The organism is Streptomyces sp. NPDC055013 (assembly GCF_053608645.1).
Genome location: NZ_JBSGVW010000004.1, coordinates 78152 through 101036, shown reverse-complemented (window position 1 = coordinate 101036; position 22885 = coordinate 78152). Strand labels below are relative to the sequence as shown.

Below are 22885 nucleotides of genomic sequence, written 5' to 3'. Positions count from 1 at the left end.
TGGACCCCGCCTCGGCCGTGGGCCGGGGCACGGAACGGACGGAGAACCATCTCATCACCGCCGCACGTTCGCGGCGCAGCACTGACAGCCGGATTTCGGCTGCGACACGAGGAGGACGATGTGTTGAACAACCGAGGTACACGGAGGATCGCGACGGCCGCCGTGGCCACGGCCGCCGCGGCCGCGATCTGGGCGCCGACGCCGGCTTCGGCCGCGGTGGGCGACCCGGTGCTGCACGCGAGCACGGAGAGCGAGTACACCGCTGCCTGCTCCTACAGTGCGAACGTCCGGTGGGACAGGGCGAGTTCACGTCTGGTCGGCAGCGTCACCGTGCAGAACCACCTGTGGTTCGAGGTGTGCCGCAAGAAGCTGGTCGTGACGTTCGTGGACGACGAGGGGCACACGGCAGCCAACACCGACCTCGTGCTGGAAACGGCCTGCGGCACCTGGGACCCCACCTGCCCGAGCAGGATCGACAAGCCGGTCAATCAGGTCGTGCCCGTCAGCCGGTACGCGCGGCCGTACATCGACCACATCGACGCGGCGGTCGTCGACCGTCCGAAGTAACGGGCGGACGCGGCGACACACACCAGCGGCGGCGCGGAGCACACCGGCTTCGCGCCGCCGCTTCCGCCACGAGTGCGGAGGGCGCTGATCGGCGTTCCGCGCCCCACTTTCGTGTCGCGGGTGGGGCCAGGGCCCGCGGGTGATGAACCCTTCCTCGAAACTCAGGTGGGCCCAACACCCGTTCTCGAACGGGCCGCTGCTCATCCGTGAAGCCGCAGTGGCTTTCGTGGAGCCAGGAATTGTGGGGGAGGGGGGTGTCAGTGTGCTGTTCGGCGTGCCGTGTTCGCTCGCCATTCCCGGCCGATGGATCGCATCAGGGCCGGGTACACCCCCAGGTAGCGGAAGGGTTTGATGCCGATCATGTAGAGGGAGCCGAGGCGGCCGTTGGGTTTGACCAGGACGGCCATCTGGCCGCGGTAGCCGCCGTTGCCGTCGGGGACCCAGCCGATGTGCATGACCCCGTGCATGGTCTTGTTGGCGTACTCGGCGGCCCACTCGTCGTGTGTCTGGAAGACGGAGGTGAAGGGCGCCGCGGCGAGGTCGGGCCCGCGCGGGCCTTCGCGCAGGTCGTCCGGCAGCCGGTCGCGGAGTGTCGCCACCCGGCCGCCGACGCCCGAGTCCGGCTTGTCCCAGCCGAGCAGTGCGCCGAGCTTCCAGCGCACCGCGAACAGGAAGCGGCCCACGGGGTTGCCGCCGTCCGGTCCGTCCGTGCCGTCCGCCATCTGCTGGACCAGGTGGTGCAGGTCGTCAGGGCCGCCCGGGGTCGGCAGCGCCCACAGGTCCTCGAGCCGGAAGTCGCCGGCGATCTCGTGGATCCGCCAGGGGCGGGAGGTGTGGTCGGTTGAGGGAAGGCGCAGACCGTTCATGGCAGACCCCTGTCTATACGGTGGCGTATAGATCGAGCATAGACCCATCTATACGGCTCCGTATACTTGGGTCGGTCAGGTGAAAGGGGAGACACGGCATGGGCGCGATCCGTACGCCGCGGGACAAGTGGATCGAGGAGGGGCTGCGGGCGCTCGCCGCCGGCGGCCCCGAAGCTGTCCGGGTCGAGGTCCTCGCCCAGGCGCTCGGTGTCAGCAAGGGCGGTTTCTACGGCTACTTCCGTAACCGCGCCGCCCTGCTGGAGGAGATACTCGACACCTGGGAGCGCGGGGTCACCGAGGACGTCATCGAGCGGATCGAGCACGACGGCGGCGACGCCCGCGAGCGGCTCGGACGTCTCTTCGACTTCGTGGGGTCCGGCGAGACGCCCGTGACCAGCGCCGGGGTCGAGCTCGCGATCCGCGACTGGGCCCGGCGCGACGAAGGCGTCGCGCAGTGCCTGCGCCGGGCCGACAACCGGCGCATGGACTATCTGCGCGAGCTCTACGGGGCTTTCTGTCCCGACGAGGGCGATGTCGAGGCCCGCTGCCTGATCACCTTTTCACTGCGCATCGGCGACCACCTCATTGCAGCCGACAACGGCCCGCGCAGCCGCTCGGAAGTCCTCGCCGCGGTCAGGAACCGGTTGTTGGGCTGAGTGGCTCTGATGAATTGTGCTGCTGGTCTTGATGTGTGGGTGGTGGCGGTCGGTGCCCGGCCGGCGGCGGGGCCGATGGCTTCGCTCGTGGTGCGGGGGTGTTCGGGATGCTCTCGTGCTTCGCCGACCGCGCGGTGCAGGGCCGGCGATGGTGTCTCGCCCGGTACCGGCACCGCGCCGCCCGCTGCGCATCTGGCGCTGCAGTAGCTTTCGTGCAGGCCCGTCTCAAGCCGTTGTCCTGACTCGATGTGCGGCCGTCCTGACTCCTTTGCAGCGCACGTGCAGGCCAGGGTCCTTTGGCTGGCGGGTCCAGCGCTGATGGGCAGGGCCTGTGTCCAGGTGAATGTGACAACTCCCGGGGAAATCAGCACTGTTTTGGTGGCCCTTGTGCGCGAGGGGTGAAGCCGACGGTGGCCGGACGCATCCCCACACTCGAGGCGCCGGCCGAACCTTCCGCCGGACTCGACCACCTGGTCGTCGACGCCTCCAGCCCCCACAGCATGCGCAAGCAACTGCGACGAGGCGATGTCCTGCATCACCACCGTCGGACCCGGCGCAGCCCTGACGCAGGAGGGCCCTGCCGCTCGGTACTGCCGTGCTCAGGTCGACCGTGTGATGGTGACCTTGACGTGCTTCATGAGTGGCTGGTCGCTCTGGGTGCTGTAGTCGCCGATCGCGCACAGGACGTTCATCTCGGGCATGTAGCCCGCCGCGCAACCGCGGGGGATGTCGTACGGAATGGCGAGGTAGCCGTCGAGGTGGCGGTGGCTGCCGTCCTTGGCCGTGCTGGTGATGTCCACCGGTTCGAGTTCGAGGATCCCGCGCTCGCGCATGTCGTCCTCGTTCATGAAGACGAGGGTGCGCAGGTTGCTGATGCCGCGGTAGCGGTCGTTGTCGGAGTAGATGGTGGTGTTCCACTGGTCGTGGGAGCGCATGGTGCCCAGGGCCAGGGTGCCGGGGGCGGGGACGACGTCGGGCAGTGGGGCGGTGGAGAACTCGGCTCGTCCTGACGGGGTCAGGAAGACCAGTTCGCGCGCGGGCTGCTTGATGCGGAAGCCCAGCGGCAGCCGTACGCGGCGGTTGAAGTCCTCGAAGCCGTCGAGGACTTGGGCCATGGTGTCGCGGATGCGGTCGTAGTCCTCGATGTACCACCCCCAGGGAGAGGGGCTGTCCGGGAGTGCGGCGCGGGCCATTCCGGCGATGATGGCCGGCTCGGAGAGCAGGTGCTTGGACGCGGGGCGCTTCATGCCGAGGGACAGATGGACCATGCTCATCGAGTCCTCGACGGAGGTGCTCTGGACGCCGTGGCGCTGGTGGTCCTTCTCGGTGCGTCCGAGGCAGGGGAGGATGAGCGCGCGCCGGCCGTGGACGAGGTGGCTTCGGTTGAGCTTGGTGCTCACCTGGACGGTGAGGTCGCAGTGGCGCAGAGCCTCGTAGGTGTACGGGGTGTCGGGGGCGGCCAGTGCGAAGTTGCCGCCCATGCCGACGAACACCTTCACCTCGCCCCGGTGCATGGCGTGGATCGTGCCGACGGTGTCCAGTCCGTGCTGCCGTGGCGGGTCGATCCGGCAGTACTGCGCGAGCCGGTCCAGGAAGTCCTCGGTGGGCCGGTGGTCGATGCCGCAGGTCCGGTTGCCCTGGACGTTGCTGTGTCCGCGCACGGGCGACGGGCCCGCTCCCTCGCGTCCCAGATTGCCGCGCAGCAGCAGGAGGTTGACGATCTCCCGTACGGTGTCGACGCCGTGCTCGTGCTGGCTGACGCCCAGGCACCAGCTGACGATGCTGCGGTCGGCCTCGCGGTAGACGCGGGCCGCCTTGAGGATGTCGTCGCGGTCCAGGCCGCACTGGCGCTCGATCTCCGCCCAGGGGGTGTCCTCGCACAGGGCGCGGTAGGCGTCGAAGTGGATCGTGTGCCGGTCGATGAACTCCTGGTCCAGCGCCTTGGCGTCGGCCTTGGCCTGTTCCATGACGGCCTTGGCGATGCCGCGCAGCAGCGCCATGTCGCCGCCGATGCGCGGTTGCAGGTTCAGGGTGCTGGTGCGCGTGGACTTGAACAGGGCCATGTCGGTGAAGTCGTGCGGCACGATCGTGCGGGTGGCCGCCGCCTCGACCAGCGGGTTGATGTGCACGACCTGGGCGCCCCGGTGATACGCCTCGGCCAGGGCGGTGAGCATGCGCGGTGCGTTGGAGGCGGCGTTGACGCCCATGATGAACAGGGCGTCGGTGGTCTCCCAGTCCTGGAGGTCGACGGTCCCCTTGCCGGTGCCCAGTGACGCCTGGAGCGCGCGGCCGCTCGCCTCGTGGCACATGTTGGAGCAGTCGGGCAGGTTGTTCGTGCCCAGTTCGCGGGCCATCAGCTGGTAGAGGAACGTGGCCTCGTTGCCGAGGCGGCCGGAGGTGTAGAACGAGGCCTGGTTCGGGTCGTCGAGTGCGCGCAGGGTGTCGCCGACCATCTTGAACGCGTCGTGCCAGCTGATCGGGACGTAGTGGTCGGATTCCGGGTCGTAGGCCATCGGTTCGGTCAGCCGGCCCTGGTCCTCCAGGTCGTAGTCGCTCCACGCGGACAGGTCGGTGACCGAGTGTGCGGCGAAGAAGGCACGGTCGACGCGCTTGGGGGTCATCTCCCAGGTGACGTGCTTGATGCCGTTCTCGCAGATGTCCAGGTGCAGGCCCTTGGTGTCGTCGGGCCACGCACATCCGGGGCAGTCGAAGCCGGTGTTCTCGTGGTTCATCCGCATGATCGCCCGGGGCCCGTCCACGAGCGCGCGCTCACGCATCAGCACCCGGCTCACGCTCTTCGCCGCGCCCCAGCCTGCCGCGGGGTGGTGGTAGGGACGGAAGTGCGGATCGCCCTCGGGCTCGGGCCCGACCCGGGGTTCGGGGGCTTGCTGGTCGTCGTGGGAGGCGTTCAAGAGACTCACCCTTCACCGTCCGGGCGCGCGACGCCGACGACTTTGCAGCGATTGGGCATCGGCAGCACGGTCACCGTGGCCTCGGGGCGGTCACCCGACCGCCCCGAGTTTCCGCCAGTTCTCTAGCCCTTGCGTCCCTCCCAGCCGTAGGGGGTCTCCGCGCCCTGCGCGGGTTCGCCGGTCAGGCCTGCTTCCCTTCGTTCGTGCACGGTGAGCAGCGCGAGTTCGTCCTCGTCGGGGCGGCGGGGCATGCCCCTGTTGTGGCCATGCTCCCAGTCGCCCTCGACGGCCTTGTTGGACTTGTGATGATGGTGCGTCATGCGCGGCCTCCTCGATCGAGGGTCCGGGAGTGCTGGGACGTCAGCTCTCCTCGGCGCCGTCCTTCTCCTCCTCCGCCGCGTCCTGTTTCGGGGCGTCCCTGCGGACGGTGCAGTGGAGGGAATCGTCCGTCACATCGGCGACGATGGTGTCCCCGGGTTCCGCTTCTCCCCCGAGGAGGATGTCGGCGACGCGGTTGTCCAGCTCGGCCTGGATCGTGCGGCGCAACGGGCGGGCGCCGAACTCCGGTTGGTGCCCGTGGGCGGTCAACAGCTTCTTTGCCGCCTCGGTCACCTCGAGGGTCATACCCTGGGCCTCGACCCGCCGTTCGCTGCGGTCCAGCAGATGGTCCACGATCTGCCCCAGGTCCTCCTCGGTGAGGCCGTGGAAGATGATGATGTCGTCGATGCGGTTGAGGAACTCCGGCAGGAAGCGCGCCCGCAGTTCCTCCATCAACTCGTCCTTGAGCTCGGAAACATCGCCCTTGTGGGCGAGGATCCGGTGGGCACCGATGTTGGACGTCATGATCACGACGCAGTGCCGGAAGTCGACGGTGCGTCCCTGCCCGTCGGTGAGGCGCCCGTCGTCGAGGATCTGGAGCAGCGTGTTGAAGACGTCGGGGTGCGCCTTCTCGACCTCGTCGAACAGGACCACGCTGTACGGTCGGCGCCGCACCTTCTCGGTGAGCTGGCCCGCCTCGTCGTAGCCGACGTACCCGGGAGGAGCCCCGACGAGCCGGGCGACGGTGTGCTTCTCCTGGAACTCGCTCATGTCGAAGCGGATCATGCGGTCCTCCTCGCCGAAGAGCTCTTCGGCGAGGGTCTTGGCCAGCTCGGTCTTGCCGACCCCGGTGGGGCCGAGGAAGAGGAAGGAACCCACGGGACGGTTCGGGTCGCCCATGCCGGCCCGGTTGCGGCGCACGGCCCGGGAGACGGCGGTGACCGCCTCGTCCTGGCCGACGATGCGGGAGTGCATCCGCTCCTCCAGACCGAGGAGCTTCTCCTTCTCGGTGGCGGTCAGCTGAGAGACGGGGATGCCCGTACGACGGGAGACGACGTCGGCGATGTCCGTGTCTGTCACGGACACGACGCCCTCCCGTCGTTCCTCGATCCCGGCAAGTTCGCCCTCCGCCTGGGCTATCTCACCCTTCATCCGGGCCGCCTTCTCGAAGTCCTCCGCGGCGACGGCCTGGTCCTGCTCGCGACGCAGCTTGGCGATACGGTCCTCGCGGCTGACGACCTCGGTGGACCGGCCGGCGCTGCGCAGCCGCACCCGGGCGCCCGCCTGGTCCATCACGTCGATGGCCTTGTCGGGCAGGAACCGGTCGCTGATGTAGCGGTCCGACAGCTCGGCCGCGGCGGCGAGGGCGCCGTCGGCGAAACGTACCTGGTGGTGGGCCTCGTACGCGTCGCGCAGTCCCTCGAGGATCTGCACGGTCTCCTCGACGCTCGGTTCGGGAATCATCACCGGCTGGAAGCGTCGTTCCAGTGCGGCGTCCTTCTCGACGTATTTCCGGTACTCGTCGATGGTCGTCGCGCCCACCACGTGGAGTTCGCCGCGGGCCAGCGCGGGCTTGAGCATGTTCCCGGCATCCATCGAGCCCTCACCGGTGGCGCCCGCGCCCACGACCGTGTGCATTTCGTCGATGAACAGGATGATGTCGCCGCTCGCCGCCTGGACGTCCTCGATGACCTTCTTCAGCCGCTCCTCGAACTGCCCCCGGTACTGCGCGCCCGCGACCATGCCCGACAGATCGAGGGCGACCACCCTCTTGTCCTTCAGCGTGTCGGGCACCTCACCTGCGACGATGCGCTGGGCCAGCCCTTCGACGATCGCGGTCTTGCCCACGCCGGGCTCGCCGATCAGCACGGGGTTGTTCTTGGAGCGCCGGGAGAGGATCTCGACGGTCTCCTCGATCTCCTCGGCCCTGCCGACCACCGGGTCGAGCTTGCCGGCTTTCGCCTCCTCCGTGAGGTCCCGGCCGAACTCGTCCAGCGTCGTCGCCGGCTCCTGCTTGCGGTCCGCGGGCTGCCCCTCGGTACGGGCCGCCTGCTCCGCGACGCCCGCCAGCCGCCCGACGTCCTGGCCCTCGGCCTGGAGCAGCCGGGCGGCACCGGAATCCGCGTCCGCGACCAGCGCGCCGAGAATGTGCTCGGGGCCGATGTAGGAGACCCCGGCCGCCTGGGACCGGGCGTAGGCGGCGGCGAGAGTGCGTTTGGTCGCAGGGGTCAGTCCCGGCTCGGAGGACGGTTCGACCGACTCCTTGGGAAGGATCTTGGCGATCTCGGCGCCCAGCACATCGGGGTTCACCTCGGCGCGGGCAAGCAGGGAGCGTGCCGGTTCGACCTGGGTGGCGGCCCACAGGAGGTGCTCGGTGTCGAGGTCGGAGGTGCCGTCCTCCATGGCGCGCCGAGCGGCGAGATTGAGGAGTTCCTGGGAGGACTCGGTCAACAGCCGTCCGATCGGCACCCGTTGGACCGCCGGTGGCGATGATGCCGGTGACATGCCGAAGAAGCGGTTCAACATATCGCTGAACGGGTCCGGCGAGCCGAAACCGAATGACGACATCGACATGGCAGCTCCTGGGACATCGACGGGTCCCTTCCACCAAAACGCGGCAGTCCGAGCCCTGCAAACGGAGCGGAGGAAAGACCGGGGCGGGCAGGTGAGCCCGTGGCAGCCCGTGTTCCCGGGCGCTACGCGCTGTGATGCGGGGAGGCGTGCGGTCTGCTTCGTCCCAGCGCGTGGTCTCCTCCGTCCCTTCACGGCGGACCGGTCGCCGCGTCCTTCCCGCCGGGTGCGGGCGGCAGGTCGTCGAGGAAGGTGACGGTCGGCACGTGGAAGAGGCAGCCGGTGACGGCGGTCGAATAGTCGAGGATCCGGTCGTGGGTGGCCGGGCCGTTGCCGAGGAACATATGCCTGAGCATCTGCTCGGTCACATCGGGGGTCCGGGCGTAGCCGATGAAGTACGTGCCGAACTCCTGCTCCCCGACGGTGCCGAACGGCATGTTCTCGCGGACGATCTTGCGCTCGTCGCCGTTGTCGTCGGTGACGGTGTTGAGGGCGACATGGGAGTCGGCGGGCTTGGTGTCGTCGGGCATCTCGACGTTGGCCAGCTTGGTGCGGCCGATGACCCGGTCCTGCTCCTCGGTGGGCAGGGCTTGCCAGGCCGTAAGGTCGTGCAGGTACTTCTGCACGATCACATAGCTGCCGCCCCTGAAGCCGCGGTCCTCGTCGCCGATGAACACCGCGTCGGCCGCAGCCGCGCCCTCCGGGTTCTCGCTGCCGTCCACATAGCCGAGCAGGTCCCGCTCGTCGAAGTACTTGAAGGCGTACACCTCGTCCACGACCGTGCCGGCGCCGAGCAACCGCTCCGCGATCAGCCGCGCCAGCTCGAAGCAGAGGTCCATGTGGTGTGCCCGCACATGGAACAGCAGGTCGCCAGGCGTGGACGGAGCGTGGTGGCGTGCGCCGGCCAGTTCCACGAAGGGGTGCAGGTCGCGCGGTCGGGGGCCGTCGAAGAGCCGGTCCCAGGCCGCCGAGCCGATACCGACGACACAGGTGAGCTCATCGGCGGGGGCTCGGAAGGCCACCGAGCGGCGCAGACCCGAGACGTCCTCCAGCAGGTCCCTGACCGTGTCCTCGGCGCCCGCATCGATGGCGACCACGAGGAACACCGCGGCTCGGGCCGGCGGCACGACCACGGGCTGCGACTCAAGCACGATCCGGCCTCCTCAGCGGGCGCGGCTGATCCGTCCCGAAGGGCGTGATGCCCCTCCATGGTGGAGGGTCGCCCGGGAAACCGCACGAGCACGCTCCGCAGGCCTGCCGTTCGACCGCGTGGGCTGAGCGGTCGGAAGTCGTCGTCGACCAAGCCCAGGGCAACCCTCTCTGGGTGTGTGGGCGGGGCACCTGCTTCTCACTGGCTGCGACGAGACCCCAAAGTCCCTGATGGTCGGATCGCCAGGAGTGCCGAGGTGTGCGCTCCGCCGGCGTGGGCAGCGGCGATGTCTGGATCGGGTCCGGGGCTGTGGGCGGTCAGGGCACCCGCGGCGGACACGCCAGAGGCGCTGGCGCCCGCGGCGTTTCACGCGCCAGGTGTACGTCTCGTGCGGTGGACTGTTTCTGGCTCATGGCTGGGCCCGGGGTTTCGGCGGCGCGGATAGTCGGGCCTGGGGTGATGGCGCTCCGGTCCGGTGCTGTCCGCGGGTTTTTGACTTGTCGTCGGCTAGCTGGGGTGTCATGGTCCTGGTCTCTGGCAGCTTCCCTTGCGTGGCTGCGGCGATTGCGACTGGACCATGCGCGATCCGACCTTCGTGCGTCGACGTCGGCAAGTCTGTCCATGGCGGCTGTGTGCGCCCGCTACAGTTCCTGCTGTGAGGCGCTGATCAGGGCAGATGCAGGAGTCCGAGGGTGGCGTCGTAGTCGTCGTGCGGAGCGTTGTCAATGCCCGACACGCGCGCAGAAGTGTGACGGGGTGTCAGTGAGTCCCCCGTACGGCCCAGCGCTATGGCCAAGTCGCTTCTGCTGTGACTTTTTGATGGTTCGTCACATGTGTCGATCCGGGTTCTTGAACGCCCGTTCGGCCCCGTTCTGGTGTCTGTCGCGGATTTCTGAAGTGGCGACAGATTTCGGTGTGAGTCAGGTTCTTTCGTAGGCGGCCGGGTCGGCTGGCATCCCTGAGAGATGGAGAAAGCATTATGCCTGCGAGAGGGAGAAGCGGAATGCGTACGCGTACCGTGGTCGGGATCGCATTGTCGGTGGGTATCACCGTAGTCGCTGCAACCACCGTGAACTATGCGTCGGCTTCGAATTCCGTTCCGGAGTCCGCCGCGTCGGTGCAGGAGGCCGCTGCCTCCTTGCCTCAGGGAGGGGACATGGGTGGAGACGGCCAGACGGGCGGGGACGGGCGTACGGGCGGGGACGGGCGTACGGGCGGGGACGGGCGGTCGAATCACGGCGGCTGGAGGGATGACGATGACGACCGCGAACGGGTCTACGTCAACGAGCGGACGTACTCGGTCAAGGGGGGTGAGTGCATCGCTGTAATCAGTAGTCCGGCGACCAGCTTCAACGTCCGGAACGAAACTGACAAGAGGATCGAATTCTTCACGGGAATTACCTGCGACAACGGTGCCGCAATTGCGACCATCGGGCGCGGAGACTCCAGCAGCGCAATCCCCGGAACGGTTGTTTTCGACGGCAGCGTGGTGCCGTTCGCGCTTGTCGGCAGCTTCCGGGCCGTCGACAGGAAGCACTACTGACCCCCACACCGGCCCAGGGGCAGTGGCAGCTCGTCCCGTGTGTCAGGTGGACCCCGGCCCGCTGCCACCGGGCCGGGCCCTGCTGCCCGCCGCGCCGTGGGACGGCAGTAGACGCGATCCCTGCCCCTCACCCGGCCGTCTCCTCACGGGTCGACAAGGGGTTGCCGGCCTCCCGTCCCGGGGCGATACGAACCGGTGACTGAGGCGGCAGTATCGGGAACCAGGCCAGGATCACGGTCGGCCAAGATGCCGGCGGCGACTGCGTAGCCGTGTCCACGCGCAGGGCACCTCCACGCCAGGTTGCACGCGATGCGCTGATCCGTTCCCCGGGATGCGATCGACTCGATCCAGCACAGTAGATGTCACTCACGATGGGGCCCGGACCGCTCGGTCTGGTCCCCATCGTGCATGGTCAGGTCCCGACGTGCCGGGCCCTGTGTCCTTGGCCAAGGCAAACGCAGGTGAGAGTGCGGTTGCCCCCTGTCGGCCCGTGCGAGCATCGCTCAAATGAAGTCTGAGGCGTGATCGTGTGCCCATTGGCGGAAAGTGCGAGCTGGAGTTCCCGTTATCTGGTCGAGTGTCAGGTAGGCATCGTCGTGCCGCGCGCTCGAGTCATGGGGTTCATCTGAGATGCCGTCGACGCCGTCGTAGCTCTCGAAGCCGAACAGGAAGTCTGCGTTCGCGGCCGCGAAGCCGCCTTGGGCTCGGTAGAAGCCGTGGGCCTGTTCGGCGGAGACCTCATCGAGCGTGACGTGTTCTCCGATCGCTTCTGCGATCGCTGCAACTTGTTCACGTTTGGTGAGACTGTCCGGTCCAATGATTGTGTCGATCCGTCCGCGACGGCGTGGATCGAGCAGGTCGGCCAGGACGACGTCGGCAATGTCGGCCTCATGGACGGGATGCCCGAGCTGATCAGGAAAGGGCTCCACAGCGCGGCGGTCTGACTTGATCGCCGGCCCCCATATGAGGAGTGAGTTTGTCGCGAACTCACCGGGCCGCACGATGCTCCAATCCAGCCCCGAGCACATGACGGCCTGCTCGACGACAGCGTTGTACGAGGTGTCGTAGCCAGCCGTCACGGCGGCGGAAGAGACTACGACCACGTGCTCGATGCCCGCCTGCTTTGCGCGAGAGACGACCGCAGCAACGGTCTCAGGGACCGCGATCAGGACGAGTTGCGCGGCACCGTCGAATGCGCGCCCGAGTGTGGACGGGTCGTCCAGGTCGCCGAAGACCACGTCCGCACTATCCGGGAATGAGGCGCGTTGCGGGTGCCGCGATATTGCGCTCACCGTGTGACCCGCGTCAAGGAGTCCTGCGACAACCAGGCGGCCGATCGCCCCAGTAGCCCCTGTGACAACGATGGGAGGGATCTTCTCTAAATGAGACATTGATTCTCACAATAAGACGTCGATGTATCATCACGCAATGGGCCTCTCCCCTCAACGCGCACGGACCCGGCAGGCGATCCTCGACGCCGCAGCGGCGCAGTGGTCTCGTGATCCCACCGTCGGCCTTGGAGACATTGCCGCTGTCGCCGGCGTGGGGCGAGCGACCATTCACCGGTACTTCTCCGACCGTCAGGTCCTTCACACAGCACTCATCACCGACTCGTGGAAAACGCTACGAGCAGCCATCGAGCATGCAGGCCCCGCCAGAGAGCCGGCGTTCGCGGTGATCCAACGGATCATCACTGCGATGGTGCACGCCGGTGATCGGATGAGCTTCTTGTTCACCACCACCGAAGGAACGCCTTCTGACGTTGACGCCGGTATCGCAAGAGAGGTCGACGAGCTGATCCTCGCCGAGATCGAACGAGGCCAGCGTGAAGGGGCACTCGATTCGGCAGTTCCCGCGAAGTGGATACAGTTGATGATCTGGAGCACCGTCTACACGGGCCTGCAAGCCGCCGACGACGGACTTGTGCCGCGGCACGGGGTGGACGAACTGATCCGCCGAACTCTTCGCCGAGCGGTATGCGAGCAGCCCAAGTAGCGGCCCGAACTAACCCGGCGTGACTTGGTCGCATCACCCAACTCGGGGGGTGGCAACTGCGGGTGCCAGCAGGAGCGATCAGATAGCGGCTGTGCGGCCGCAGTGGCCACTGGCCCTGCCCGACCTGATGCCACCCGCGCACCACCGCCCGACTGGGGCACACCCGCGAGACGTTGAAGGCCCGCACCCACCCCACCTCACCAGAGCCCCGAGAGCACGCGCCGTGACCGGCCATCTGCGGCCCACCTCCACCGACCTGCTCAGATCCAGGCCCAGGACACCCTCTGGGTCTCGGCGCGCCTCGTCGACCGGGAGCAGCTGATGGCCCATCACGCCGACCAGCGCCCGACTCCGCCACTGCACCGCTGAAAGTGATCCCGAACCACCGTCCGCTGGCGTTGGGGGTCTTGCTACCACCATCCGTGGAGAGCGTTGATCAGGTTCGACACTGCAGTGAGGAAGGCTACCCAGGCAAGGATGTCGCTGCGGCGGGGAGGTGGAGTGTCTGAGCTGGTCGGATCGAGCATGGTGGGCCTCCAGGGCTGCTGGGTTTGCGTAGTACCGCTCGTGCAGTGCTTTTATAGGTGGCCAGGCCTCCGAGTACAGGTCTCTCAGTGCGTTGGCGCTGCTGAGCCGACGCGGCAGGCAGGACGCGCCAACCACCGCGCAGCTGCGCGCCTGTTGGACGGCGTCGTTTGCCGGGACGATGACGGGATGGACCAGAAGCGACCTGTCAAGGACCAGCTGCCCTACCCCTACAACCAGAACTTGTCTGCGGTGTTGGTTCGGATGAACCGGCGCACGCCCTTCAGCAGGCAGAGACTGGCCAACGATCCTGTGACCGCCTCCTATGTGCTTGCGGGCATGCAGTTGATTCGCCGTCATCTGGGGCCCGGGGCGCAGCGAGTACTCAATGATCCGGAAGACGACAACTCTCTGGGGCGGCCGCTCTTCAGCTTCCTGTCCCAGCGTGCTGTGGTGGCCGAACTGGCCAACAACCCGCCGCCCTTCACCCGCGTGGGCACCCCCGCAACTCTGCGGTGCAGTTGGAGGTCGCACTCGGACTACATCGCCGACCTGCTCAACTTCGGGCTGTGGTCGCTACATGAGCCCGCGCTCTACGACTCGCGGATCGCGCCTGACACCGAACGACTCGTTGAAGGACCGGAGTTCGTGGAAGCGGCGCATCGGCTGTGCTTCTACGACCTGACCACCATCGTGGACGGCCCTACGTTCCGCCTCGAGCTCATCGCCACGGCCGCCGCGGAGGGCGACGAGGTGATCCAGGATGCTCTTGCGGCAAACCACCAGGGCGCCATGGAGCCCTGGAAACAGGTGTATCAGGAGATGTTTCTCGCTCGCGGCCTGCAGTTGCGGCCCGGCGTGAGCCTGGATGACTTTGCCGGAATGCTCGCCGCCTTGGCATCGGGGTTTGCGCTGCGCCGCATCAGCAACCCTGCTTTGGTCAGCATCGATACCGCTCAGCAGCGCTGCATCTTCGGCACCGCGGCACTTGCCCTGCTGCTGGGTTGTGTGGAACGCGTTGCGGAGAGCGATGCAACCGGCGCGAGCGTCGAGGACGCAGTCCATGACCTCCTCTACGGTCGGTCGCAGCAGGGGAGTGAACAGGCTGCTCCGCCTGACCGCGCCCGCAGCACGGCTGGGGCTCAGCAGGCCTCGTCGGGCGAAGGGCTGCCGGCCTCGCCGCACAGCGGGGAGAGTGCGCTGGTCGCTGAGCTTGACCGACTCTGCGACGAGAGGCAACCACCCGAAGTGAGGGAAGCGGCGGTGGCCCTGCGCGAGCGGCTCTGCGCGCACATGCCTGACTAACGGCCAATGGAGTGAAGTAATGCGCAGCAACGGGCGGGGCGCCGCGCACTCCCGGGTGTCCCGCCCCTCGGCTTCGGCCCGCTGATACGGCGTCAGCCCTGACCATCCGGAGCAGGGGTGTGGATGTCTGACGACGTGAAGTCGACCGAACGTACTGATGAGCATACGAAGGCGCTGGCAGAAGCAGCGGTGCTGGTCGTCCGGGCGCAGCACGAGGCTGCGGCGATATTGCGCAGGGCGGGTACCGGCTGCGGCCCCAGGGGCGTGACTGGTTCGTGGGAGACCGTTGCCTGGGGCAGCTCGATCCGCCACCGACCCCGCACCTCTGTCTCTGCCCGCGTGACCGCGGCACTGGCAACGAGTCCTGTGTGAACACCTTCGTCGATGCCGCCGACCCTGATCTCGGTTTGAGGTCCCCCGCGCGCGCTGCCGGCATCCAAAGGACGTGGACGGCCAGACCTGAGCAGACCGCCACTGCTTTGACGCTGGCCCTTGGCTCGCCGACAGCGAAGGCGGCCTCGGCTGCGGCGCCAGAGAGATCAGCGCCGCCTGCGCCGCCATACCCTGAAATTTTTCGTCCAGAAACGTCTGGAACAGCGGTACCAGGTCGATCTCGTCGTCGATGGCGTCGCCATGGCCACCATCATGCGCGGTTAGCTCGATTGACGCACCGCCGAACTCGCCCAGCCCTGCACGGTCGGCCTGCTTGGGTTGGGCGTAGGCCTGGCAGCGGGCCCGGGGCGCACCGGGCCCCGTCCTCATCTGAGGTGAACGGACGCAGGCCTTGGTGCATGAGGTCGTCGACGACTCCGCCGACGAGGGACAGCGACGGCAGCCCGCCTGGTCCCCGAGGCAGCCGCCGTCGTCCTCGAAGCCCCTTCGACTACCCCATGCCCTTCATTGCTGCAGCCAAAGGGCCAAGCGCAGCGGTGACGACGCCTACCGGTCCGGAGTCGGCGACGACTAAATGGTTCTCCTTCTGACACCACCCACCCCCGGACGGGCCGCGTGGCCCGAAGGCACCTCGCGATGTCAACACCCCGCCGTACCCTCCGGCGCACCACTGTCTCCGGCGCCCGCTCCTGGGCACCCATTGCGGCCTTCCTGATCACCCCGACCCGATCCGGAACCGGCTGCGTCGGCGCCCGGCCCATCGCCTCCGGCTCTGCCCGCCTGCGTGCCCTGATCGTCGAAGCCGCCCGCCTGGGCCTGCGCCCGGTATTCACCGTCCGCCTCGCCGAGACCAGCTATGTGCACCATTCCGGCAGTCGCGCCGGCTCACCCGGCATCCGCTGCGAGGCAATCATGCGGCCGACCACACCGAGGAACGCTCCTACGGCTCCGCCCGGACTGGCGGCTTTCGACGCCGCCTATGTCGCCTGCCGCGTGGATGTCGCAGGCGGCGATGCCACCTCTGCCGTGCATCAGTGGCTGGTCGAGACCGGACGCATCCGTCCGGGCGCCCAGATAGTCCACCTTGAGGTCTGCACCTGGCGCCCGCGCTGACCGCTCCTGAGCAATCGACTCTTCACACAGTGCTGTCAGCGGTCAGCCTCTGCGGGCTGTGCCTCGGCCGCAGGTGCTTTCGCCGACTTGGGGGCGGTGTAGAAGACGGACCTTCCTTGCTTGGTGCGCTCCGCCTGGCTCTTGGCCACGAGCCCCTCGAGCGTGACCCGCACGACCTTGTCAGCGAACTGGCGTTCGGGGTGGGCCTGGCCGAGCGCCGCAGAGATTTCCGCAGCCGAGCGCGGTTCCTTCAGCTCGAGGAGGTGGCGGCGAATGAGTTCGACCAGGGTGGGCTGGGCCGCCTTTGCGGCATCCGCCGGTTTGGCTTCGGTCTGCTTATGCGCAGCCTTCTTCGGCGTGGCGGTGGACTTCCGGGCCTTCTTCCCGCCGCGGGCCGTGTTGCCGGACTTCTGCCGGGGGGAGGGCACCGCGGCGCTCGCGGCCTCTGCCGTGGGCTCGGCCGGCGCCTGGGTGACGCCGAGCGCCTGCTGCACGTTCACCAGTACCGTGTGGTCGTGCTGCACGGCGGCAAGCTGCTCTTGCAGGGATGCGATCTCCGCAGTGATACGTTCCTGCTCTTTCACATTGCGTTCGAGGTCGCCGCTCACCTGGGCGACGTATTGGGATGTCAGTTCTGTGGCGGGGGCTGCTGTCTGAGGCATGGGGCTGACCTTCCTCGGCGCATGTATGTCCTGTGGGGCTGTGCCACGTGTGCGTGGCGCGCCTCATTTGGCGAGGTACCGGCGGCCCGGCAGGGTGCCGCAAGTGCCGCAGGATGCCTCGGCGTACAGATGGTACGCACGAACAGCGCCGGTTGTTCGTGCCAGATGGTGTCTTCTTACTCTTGAGACAGTCTCACAATGCCGCTGCCTGGTGTCCGCGAGGCAGTACGACGGAACGCGGCTGGCCCTGAGATGGGGGCAGTTGCAAGAACACCTCGTCGGTCTCTAAATCGTGTGGCCAGTCCCCAGGGTGCGAAAGATCGATATCAAGTGGTGGCCAAATGACGAGCGCGAACTTGGGGGCCGCCTGCGTATGACGGTGGATGCTCAGCGGGCGACGCAGGCCGCGAGCCCGGATCTGTACCGCTAACCGGCTGGGCCGGTCGGCCGACTAGGAGAGGGCCGCGACTGCGCAGGCCGACGGGTCCCCTCCGGTGGCCCTTCAGCACAAGGGGACCGGCCGTCCCTCCCCAGCCGACGGAGCGCGCCGGGCCCGGTGAACCCGGCCAAGGTCCTCCATCGTCATCTGGGATCGCGGCACGGTCACTTATGGCTAGACGCGCCAGGTCGCAGTCCTGCCGAGGTCGGTCTTCGCAACCTACAGGGCGAATCCCTCGACGGCGCCAGGTGGGCCTATCAGGGGAGGGGACAGCGGAGCCACTTGGCTGCGGCGAGGTTCTGGGGGAGCTCAGGAAGGGGGAGCGCCCAGTTGCCGAGCCGGACTTCGCCGCGCCATGTTCCGACAGGGAGTTCGGTGACCGGGACCCGAACGACGCGTCTTCGCCGGTGGAGGCTGACGACGTGAAGGCGGCCCTGTTGTTCTGCGCATCCTCCGGAGTCACGGTGAGGGCACCCTCTGGGGCGCGGCGAGAGTGCACCGGCCGCTGAACTCCAGCCCTCGCCAAGTGCGGCGCGCCCTGGAATCGTGCTCACGTTGGCAGATCGCCGGGACAGGCCTTGGCGCGGCCTCAGGAATTCCCCTTTCGGCCATCCCGGGAATTCCCGGAGATCACTTCGTCCCCACTAACACCGTGCGACCCGCGATGCACGCACGCTGTTGCGCCCGGGCCCGGTGTCCTAGCATGCCTGACATGACGTCATCTTTGGGCGGCCACCCGATCGACGGTATCGTCTTTGACTGGTCCGGCGTGTTGGCCGATGAGATCGAGGCGGTGGCTCAAGCCCACACGAGTGCGATCGCTGCTTTGGGGGGACATCCGCTCACGGCCGAACAATGGAAGTCCGGAATCCTCGACGACTGGCGGCAGTTGTACCTGGACCAGGGAGTTCCGGCGCGTTCCATGCGGCAAGCTCCCGAAGTCTTTGCCGCGTACTTCGAGAAGAATCTTCTCAGTGTCCGCCCCGTCGAAGGAGCGGCCGAGGTTTTGCGGGACGCGAGGAGAGCCGGTCTGAAAGTCGCCATTCTCAGCAATCAGCTCGATTCCTGTCTCCGTTCCTGTATCCGCCACTTCGGATGGGAGCAGTACTTCGACATCGTCGTCGCCGCCCGGGGTACCAAGGTCCCCAAGTCCGATCCGGAGGCTCTGTGGGGGATCCTGCGCGACCTGCGTCTGAAGCCGATGCGCACCATGCTGGTGGAGGACATGACGCAGGGCATCACCCTGGGCAAGGCCGCCGGACTGGTGACGGTGGGCAAGCCGTCCGTCCTGCGTCAAGATCTCTCGGCCGCGGATTACCTGGTCGACGACCTCAGGGACGTGCTCAAGGTCGTCGAAGACGCCGCGGCGGGCCGGCGCCCGAGCGGCGGCACCAGCCGCGAGTACCGGCAGGTCTACGAGCGTCGAGAGCGCGAGAAGACGACGGGCCGGATAACGAGGCTCCCGTACTGGTACCACTCGGAGAACCGCTCCTTCGTCCGGTATCTGCACCGTGCCGTTGCCGCCCCCACGCCGTCGCTCGCCGTCGACGTCGGCTGCGGGAGCTCCTTCCACGCAATGGCCATGACGAGGCTGTTCCACTGCCCGGTGCTGCGCATCGACCTGACCCAGGCGGCGTTGAAGCGGGGGTCCTCGCTGTCCGGTGGACTCCCCGGGCCGGCCTCGGTCCAGGCGGACGCTTCGCGGCTGCCCTTGAGTGACGCCACCAGTGACCTCACCCTCTGCGCGGAACTGCTGGAGCACGTACCCGATCCCGACGCCGTGCTCGCTGAACTGTCACGGGTGACCCGCCCAGGGGGCCTGCTCGTGCTCACGGTCCCCAACAGCGTCGAGGCCACCTGGCCGCTGTTCCGCGGCATCCAGCGCAAGAGCTTCTCGGCCGGGCACATCCGCGAGTACACCGTGGATGTCCTGACGGAGGCGGCCGAGCGGGCCGGCTTCCACCAGGTCTCTGCCGGCAGCCGCTGGTTCCTGTTCTACTGGCTGGCCTTCGGCATCGAACGCAGCCGTCTCGCGGCCCCGGCCGCCCGGGCGCTGCTGCGCCTGCGATGGATCTCCCGTCTGACCGGCCGAATCGTGGAAGAGCTGACGCTTCTGGAGACACGACTGCTGGGGTCCCGCAGTCGTCGGGGGATAGGAATATTCCTGATCGCCAGAAAGAACGCACATTTCATCTGCGAGTGATCACAACGGGGGGATCATGTCGTTAGAAGTCGCCGTTCCGGTGATCGTAGGTGTTCTCGGCTTCGTCTATCTGGTCCTCTTCGGGCAACGATCGGCCGTGGATTGGTACGTGGAGAGGCGTCGGCGCCACAGTGTCCGATCGGAACGGGAGGAAGCGTCCGAGCGGCAGATCGATAATCTGCCTTCACCGGACTACGCGGAACTCTTCGGGCGCGACAGGGAAATGGACCGGATCATCTCCGTCCTCCGTCCCTATCCCCATTCTCAGCACGCTGTCGTGGCCCTGGACGGGATCGGCGGAAGCGGGAAATCTGCCCTCGCTCTGGAGGTCGCGCGATACTACGTGGTGAACCATCTCAAGCTCGACCGGAGTGAGAGGTTCGACGCTGTCATCTGGGTTTCCGCGAAGGAGAACCTGCTCACCGCGCGAGGAACCCAGATTCGCCCGTGGCGGCACCGGACGCTGGACGACATCTTCGAGACGATCGCCATCTGCCTGGGCCGCGAAGACATCACTCGCGCTCCCGAGGACCACCGTGTGGAAATCGTCCGCAACGCGCTCAAGCGTCAGCGAACGCTGCTGATCGTGGACAACATGGAGACGATCAACGACGTGAGCGTGGAATCCTTCCTGAGGGAGCTGCCCGCACCCACAAAGGCGATCGTCACCACGCGCTACCGCATCGACGTGGCGGTCTCCGTGAGCCTCGGCAATCTCCCGGCAGGAGAGTCCCGGAGCCTGTTGCGGCAACTCGTGTCCCAGACCCTCGACTCCGGCATCGACACGGGCACCGCCGTCGACAGCCTGATCAGCCTGACGGGCGGTCTCCCGCTCGCCATTGTCTGGTCCGCGGCACGAATCCGCCTGGGCATGACCCTCGCCGAGGTCGTCGAGGACCTATCGTCCGGCCACGACGACCTGACCCGGTACTCCTTCAACGGCATCCTCGAGCGCGTGGCGGTCCGGCCCGGGCGAGTGGAGGTCATGCACGCCGTCGCCGCTCTGCCCGCCCCGGTCACCCTGGGACTGGCCGCCGGGGCAGCGGGCATCGCCGACCAGGAACCCGTCCGTGCGGCGCTCCACGACCTGGTGCGTCTCTCGCTGCTGCAACGCCGGGACGGAACCTGGGACATGCACCCGCTGGTACGCCGGCATCTGATGCCGTCCGACGAAGGTGACCACAACGCCATACTCGGGCGCGCGACGCGATACCAGGTGCAGTACCTGAGCGGACTGATCGGTGACGAGCGGACCCAGCACGTGCGGGCCACACAGTACGCCTCCATCGACCTGGAGTGGCCCAACATCCGTTACCTGATCGCACGGAGCAGTCAGGAAGGCGCCCACGAAGACGTACGGAACCTGGTGGGTGGGCTTGGCTACTACCTGCACGCGCGAGGCCTCTGGGCTGACGCGGTGTGGGCGTGGGAGACGGGCGCCTCGTCCGCGGAGGAATGCGGCGACGTGGTAGCCCAGGCCCGGTTCCTCACCTACCTCGGCTACATGGCCTTCTTCATGGGACGGCCAACCCGGGCCACCTACTACCGACGCCAGGCGGAACGCCTTGTCGCCGTGGACCGACCCTCGTACCAACTGGGCAGTCTCTTACGGCTGTCCGGCTATCTGGCCCGCGAATCGGGCCACACCGACCAAGCTCTACAACACTTCGGCCGGGGCCTGGAGGTTATGAGGACCTGCGACAACGTCCACGGTATCTGCCGACTGCTGAACGACCTCGCGGAGACCCGGGCCCTGTCGAGCCACGCCCAGGAAGCGGAGAGCCTCGCCCAGGAAGCCCTGTCGCGCGCCGACGCCGAGGGCGAGGTGATCGAGAAGGTCCGGTCCATGGGCATTCTCGCCAACATCGCCCTCGCCGCCGACGACCTGGGCCTGGCCCGCGCCTACGCAACTGAGAGTCGTGACCAGGCGCTGGAGTGCGGATGGTGGGAGGACGCCGGAAAAGCGTTCCACACTCTCGCCCGGACAGAAGCGGCCTCCGGGAACCATGCCCGGGGTCGGAGCCTGGCCGCAGAAGCCGAGACGTACTTCGACCGCATCGGCAGCGAGCGGGGCATTGCCGAATGCCGCGCTTTCCTGGCTGGCCTGCCCAACCGCGGCCGACGCCGCATCCTAGGGCTTCGTGTCTAACCTCACGCTCTCATGAAGCGGGCTGTCCGGCACTGGTCAGGAAAACCACCACTGCAGCAGGAGACACCGAGTTTCCTTGCGTCTGGGCCCAGGTGTCCTCCATCGCGAAGATGTCCAGGCCCCACTGCTGGTCCCTCACGTAGTCAGCGGAGACCGCAGGCGCTGAGGCGAGTAGCAGTGCCCGTCAGGGTTATGACTCCTTGTGGACTGACGGTTTGCGGCCAGGGCGGATGCACGATGCGACGGCGGCTCGCGTGGCGGGTATCACCGACTGCTTCCAACACTTCGACCTGGTCGAAGTGCTCCTCGATGACGGCTACCTGGGCCTGAGCCGTGACCATCCAGGACAAGCCGTTACCCCGCCCAGGCCCACGGCCCGGAGTGCTGCCCGGCAGAGTCGAGCAATGGGAAACCGAACGTCACGGCCACTCTTCCGACCGCATCACGGTCGAACACGCCCTGACCGATCACAAGCGCTGGAAACAACTGATGCGCTGGACCCATCGCCGCGACCGTCTGCCCGACACTTACCGAGCCATCGCCGGCCTCGTCTCCGACCGCACCGTCACCGCCTGAAACAGGCCTCGACCAGGCCGAACACGGCCCAACCGCTACCACGCACCAACTCGTAAGTGAAAGTGCAGTCCGGGCCCGTGTGCTGTTCCGGGCCCAGCAAAGCAGCGGAGTTACGATGGCTGACCTTGAGTGACCGCCTTGAGCGACGAGCCTTCGGGGGAGCTGTGGACCAGCAGGCGCAGTCGAAGGCCAGCAGCTATGGACGATCTCTGCGCATCGCCGTGGTGCTGCTGGTGGCCGCGTCCGGTGGAGTGGAAGCCGTATCTTTCCTCGCACTCGACAGGGTCTTCGCCGGAGTCATGACCAGTAACCTCGCCCTTCTCGGCATGGCTGCAGGCCGGGCCGAGGCCGCGGGCGTGAAGGCGGCAGCGCTGGCACTCGGGGGCTTCGCCGCCGGCGTACTGGTCGTCGCACTGTTTACCCGCCATTGCACCGACCGCACCACCCGCTGGCCTCGGCGGGTCATGCTCGTCCTCGGTGTCGACGTGCTTCTGCTCGCCGTCGGCGCGCTGTTCTGGGGGTTGACCGGTGGCGCGCCCGGCGAGAGGGCACGGGACGTCCTGCAATGCGGGGCTGCACTGGTCATGGGCTCGCAGTCTGCCGCGATGGTCGCCGCCAGCCACGCCGCCGCGTCCACCACATACCTGACGGGCACTCTGGCCACCTTCATCACCAAGGGCGTCAGAACCGGTCGGCCGGGCATCTGGGTCCCGCTGCGCTTCGTCGGGTTCATTGCGGGCGCCGCCCTCTCCGCCGCCCTGCTGAAGCATGCCCCGGCGTGGGGCGCGTTCCCACCGGTCGTCCTCGTCCTGGCCGCGATCGCCACAGCTTGTCTCTCCCTCTTCATGCCTCGGCCTGCCATCAACGACGTGTCCTGAAGCCCCGGCCGGCACCCGCCCCACTCGAATGCCCAAGCCTGGTGCCCCGCACGGCCGCGTCAGA

The 22885-nt window shown here is 67.5% G+C and carries 17 protein-coding genes; 10 read left to right on the top strand and 7 right to left on the bottom strand.

Annotation, left to right across the window (positions count from 1 at the left end; translation table 11 throughout):
- Window positions 1–120: 120 nt before the first annotated feature.
- Window positions 121–567, top strand: coding sequence for a hypothetical protein (locus tag ACWGDB_RS06920; protein ID WP_453821443.1), 447 nt, complete (start codon window positions 121–123; stop codon window positions 565–567).
- 257 nt (window positions 568–824) lie between these two features.
- Here the strand turns inward: ACWGDB_RS06920 and ACWGDB_RS06915 are convergent, their stop codons facing one another.
- The gene (locus ACWGDB_RS06915; RefSeq protein ID WP_453821442.1) at window positions 825–1433 is read right to left on the bottom strand and encodes a DUF2867 domain-containing protein; all 609 of its coding nucleotides are present in this window, start codon (window positions 1431–1433) and stop codon (window positions 825–827) included.
- A gap of 98 nt (window positions 1434–1531) precedes the next feature.
- Between ACWGDB_RS06915 and ACWGDB_RS06910 the strand changes: the two genes are divergently transcribed.
- On the top strand, window positions 1532–2089 hold the full coding sequence (locus ACWGDB_RS06910; protein ID WP_453821441.1) for a TetR/AcrR family transcriptional regulator: 558 nt from the start codon (window positions 1532–1534) through the stop codon (window positions 2087–2089).
- Window positions 2090–2688: 599 nt separating this feature from the next.
- On the opposite strand, the gene ACWGDB_RS06905 is transcribed toward ACWGDB_RS06910, so the two are convergent.
- The 4 genes from ACWGDB_RS06905 to ACWGDB_RS06890 all read right to left on the bottom strand — a co-directional run bounded on the left by ACWGDB_RS06905 (window position 2689) and on the right by ACWGDB_RS06890 (window position 9041).
- A complete protein-coding gene (locus ACWGDB_RS06905) occupies window positions 2689–5001 on the bottom strand; it encodes an FdhF/YdeP family oxidoreductase (RefSeq protein WP_453821440.1) in 2313 nt (770 codons plus the stop codon).
- A gap of 122 nt (window positions 5002–5123) precedes the next feature.
- Complete coding sequence (locus tag ACWGDB_RS06900) at window positions 5124–5321, bottom strand: hypothetical protein (protein ID WP_427844595.1); 198 nt, start codon at window positions 5319–5321, stop codon at window positions 5124–5126.
- 40 nt (window positions 5322–5361) lie between these two features.
- Window positions 5362–7893, bottom strand: coding sequence for an ATP-dependent Clp protease ATP-binding subunit (locus ACWGDB_RS06895; RefSeq protein WP_453821439.1), 2532 nt, complete (start codon window positions 7891–7893; stop codon window positions 5362–5364).
- 188 nt (window positions 7894–8081) lie between these two features.
- A complete protein-coding gene (locus tag ACWGDB_RS06890; protein ID WP_453821438.1) occupies window positions 8082–9041 on the bottom strand; it encodes a Dyp-type peroxidase in 960 nt (319 codons plus the stop codon).
- 1002 nt (window positions 9042–10043) lie between these two features.
- On the opposite strand from ACWGDB_RS06890, the gene ACWGDB_RS06885 reads away from it, so the two are divergent.
- Window positions 10044–10583 (top strand): hypothetical protein, encoded by a 540-nt coding sequence (locus tag ACWGDB_RS06885; protein ID WP_453821437.1) that lies wholly within the window; start codon window positions 10044–10046, stop codon window positions 10581–10583.
- A gap of 503 nt (window positions 10584–11086) precedes the next feature.
- Here the strand turns inward: ACWGDB_RS06885 and ACWGDB_RS06880 are convergent.
- The gene (locus tag ACWGDB_RS06880) at window positions 11087–11974 is read right to left on the bottom strand and encodes an SDR family oxidoreductase (protein ID WP_453821436.1); all 888 of its coding nucleotides are present in this window, start codon (window positions 11972–11974) and stop codon (window positions 11087–11089) included.
- A 37-nt stretch (window positions 11975–12011) separates the two neighbouring features.
- On the opposite strand from ACWGDB_RS06880, the gene ACWGDB_RS06875 reads away from it, so the two are divergent.
- The 3 genes from ACWGDB_RS06875 to ACWGDB_RS06865 all read left to right on the top strand — a co-directional run bounded on the left by ACWGDB_RS06875 (window position 12012) and on the right by ACWGDB_RS06865 (window position 15914).
- Complete coding sequence (locus ACWGDB_RS06875) at window positions 12012–12578, top strand: TetR/AcrR family transcriptional regulator (protein ID WP_453821435.1); 567 nt, start codon at window positions 12012–12014, stop codon at window positions 12576–12578.
- Window positions 12579–13292: 714 nt separating this feature from the next.
- On the top strand, window positions 13293–14408 hold the full coding sequence (locus ACWGDB_RS06870) for a hypothetical protein (protein ID WP_453821434.1): 1116 nt from the start codon (window positions 13293–13295) through the stop codon (window positions 14406–14408).
- A 1029-nt stretch (window positions 14409–15437) separates the two neighbouring features.
- A complete protein-coding gene (locus tag ACWGDB_RS06865; protein ID WP_453821433.1) occupies window positions 15438–15914 on the top strand; it encodes a helix-turn-helix domain containing protein in 477 nt (158 codons plus the stop codon).
- Between the two features lie 35 nt (window positions 15915–15949).
- Here the strand turns inward: ACWGDB_RS06865 and ACWGDB_RS06860 are convergent, their stop codons facing one another.
- Window positions 15950–16576 carry a hypothetical protein gene (locus ACWGDB_RS06860; protein WP_453821432.1) on the bottom strand — a complete coding sequence of 209 codons (627 nt, stop codon included), beginning with the start codon at window positions 16574–16576 and terminating at the stop codon, window positions 15950–15952.
- Window positions 16577–17718: 1142 nt separating this feature from the next.
- Between ACWGDB_RS06860 and ACWGDB_RS06855 the strand changes: the two genes are divergently transcribed.
- From ACWGDB_RS06855 to ACWGDB_RS06840, 4 genes are all read left to right on the top strand, one after another.
- Entirely contained in the window at window positions 17719–19218 is a 1500-nt protein-coding gene (locus tag ACWGDB_RS06855; protein ID WP_453821431.1) for an HAD-IA family hydrolase, read from the top strand.
- A 16-nt stretch (window positions 19219–19234) separates the two neighbouring features.
- Window positions 19235–21367, top strand: a complete 2133-nt coding sequence (locus tag ACWGDB_RS06850; RefSeq protein WP_453821430.1) for an NB-ARC domain-containing protein — start codon at window positions 19235–19237, stop codon at window positions 21365–21367.
- Window positions 21368–21700: 333 nt separating this feature from the next.
- Window positions 21701–21943, top strand: coding sequence for a transposase (locus ACWGDB_RS06845; RefSeq protein ID WP_453821429.1), 243 nt, complete (start codon window positions 21701–21703; stop codon window positions 21941–21943).
- Window positions 21944–22107: 164 nt separating this feature from the next.
- Window positions 22108–22821 carry a DUF1275 family protein gene (locus ACWGDB_RS06840; RefSeq protein WP_453821428.1) on the top strand — a complete coding sequence of 238 codons (714 nt, stop codon included), beginning with the start codon at window positions 22108–22110 and terminating at the stop codon, window positions 22819–22821.
- Window positions 22822–22885 lie beyond the last annotated feature (64 nt).

Bases quoted from the DNA above. Each gene is read 5' to 3' on its own strand.
- ACWGDB_RS06915 (WP_453821442.1), bottom strand. From the start codon at position 1,433: ATGAACGGTCTGCGCCTTCCCTCAACCGACCACACCTCCCGCCCCTGG.
- ACWGDB_RS06910 (WP_453821441.1), top strand. From the start codon at position 1,532: ATGGGCGCGATCCGTACGCCGCGGGACAAGTGGATCGAGGAGGGGCTG.
- ACWGDB_RS06900 (WP_427844595.1), bottom strand. From the start codon at position 5,321: ATGACGCACCATCATCACAAGTCCAACAAGGCCGTCGAGGGCGACTGG.
- ACWGDB_RS06895 (WP_453821439.1), bottom strand. From the start codon at position 7,893: ATGTCGATGTCGTCATTCGGTTTCGGCTCGCCGGACCCGTTCAGCGAT.
- ACWGDB_RS06885 (WP_453821437.1), top strand. From the start codon at position 10,044: ATGCGTACGCGTACCGTGGTCGGGATCGCATTGTCGGTGGGTATCACC.
- ACWGDB_RS06880 (WP_453821436.1), bottom strand. From the start codon at position 11,974: ATGTCTCATTTAGAGAAGATCCCTCCCATCGTTGTCACAGGGGCTACT.
- ACWGDB_RS06875 (WP_453821435.1), top strand. From the start codon at position 12,012: ATGGGCCTCTCCCCTCAACGCGCACGGACCCGGCAGGCGATCCTCGAC.
- ACWGDB_RS06870 (WP_453821434.1), top strand. From the start codon at position 13,293: ATGGACCAGAAGCGACCTGTCAAGGACCAGCTGCCCTACCCCTACAAC.
- ACWGDB_RS06865 (WP_453821433.1), top strand. From the start codon at position 15,438: ATGTCAACACCCCGCCGTACCCTCCGGCGCACCACTGTCTCCGGCGCC.
- ACWGDB_RS06860 (WP_453821432.1), bottom strand. From the start codon at position 16,576: ATGCCTCAGACAGCAGCCCCCGCCACAGAACTGACATCCCAATACGTC.
- ACWGDB_RS06855 (WP_453821431.1), top strand. From the start codon at position 17,719: ATGCCTGACATGACGTCATCTTTGGGCGGCCACCCGATCGACGGTATC.
- ACWGDB_RS06850 (WP_453821430.1), top strand. From the start codon at position 19,235: ATGTCGTTAGAAGTCGCCGTTCCGGTGATCGTAGGTGTTCTCGGCTTC.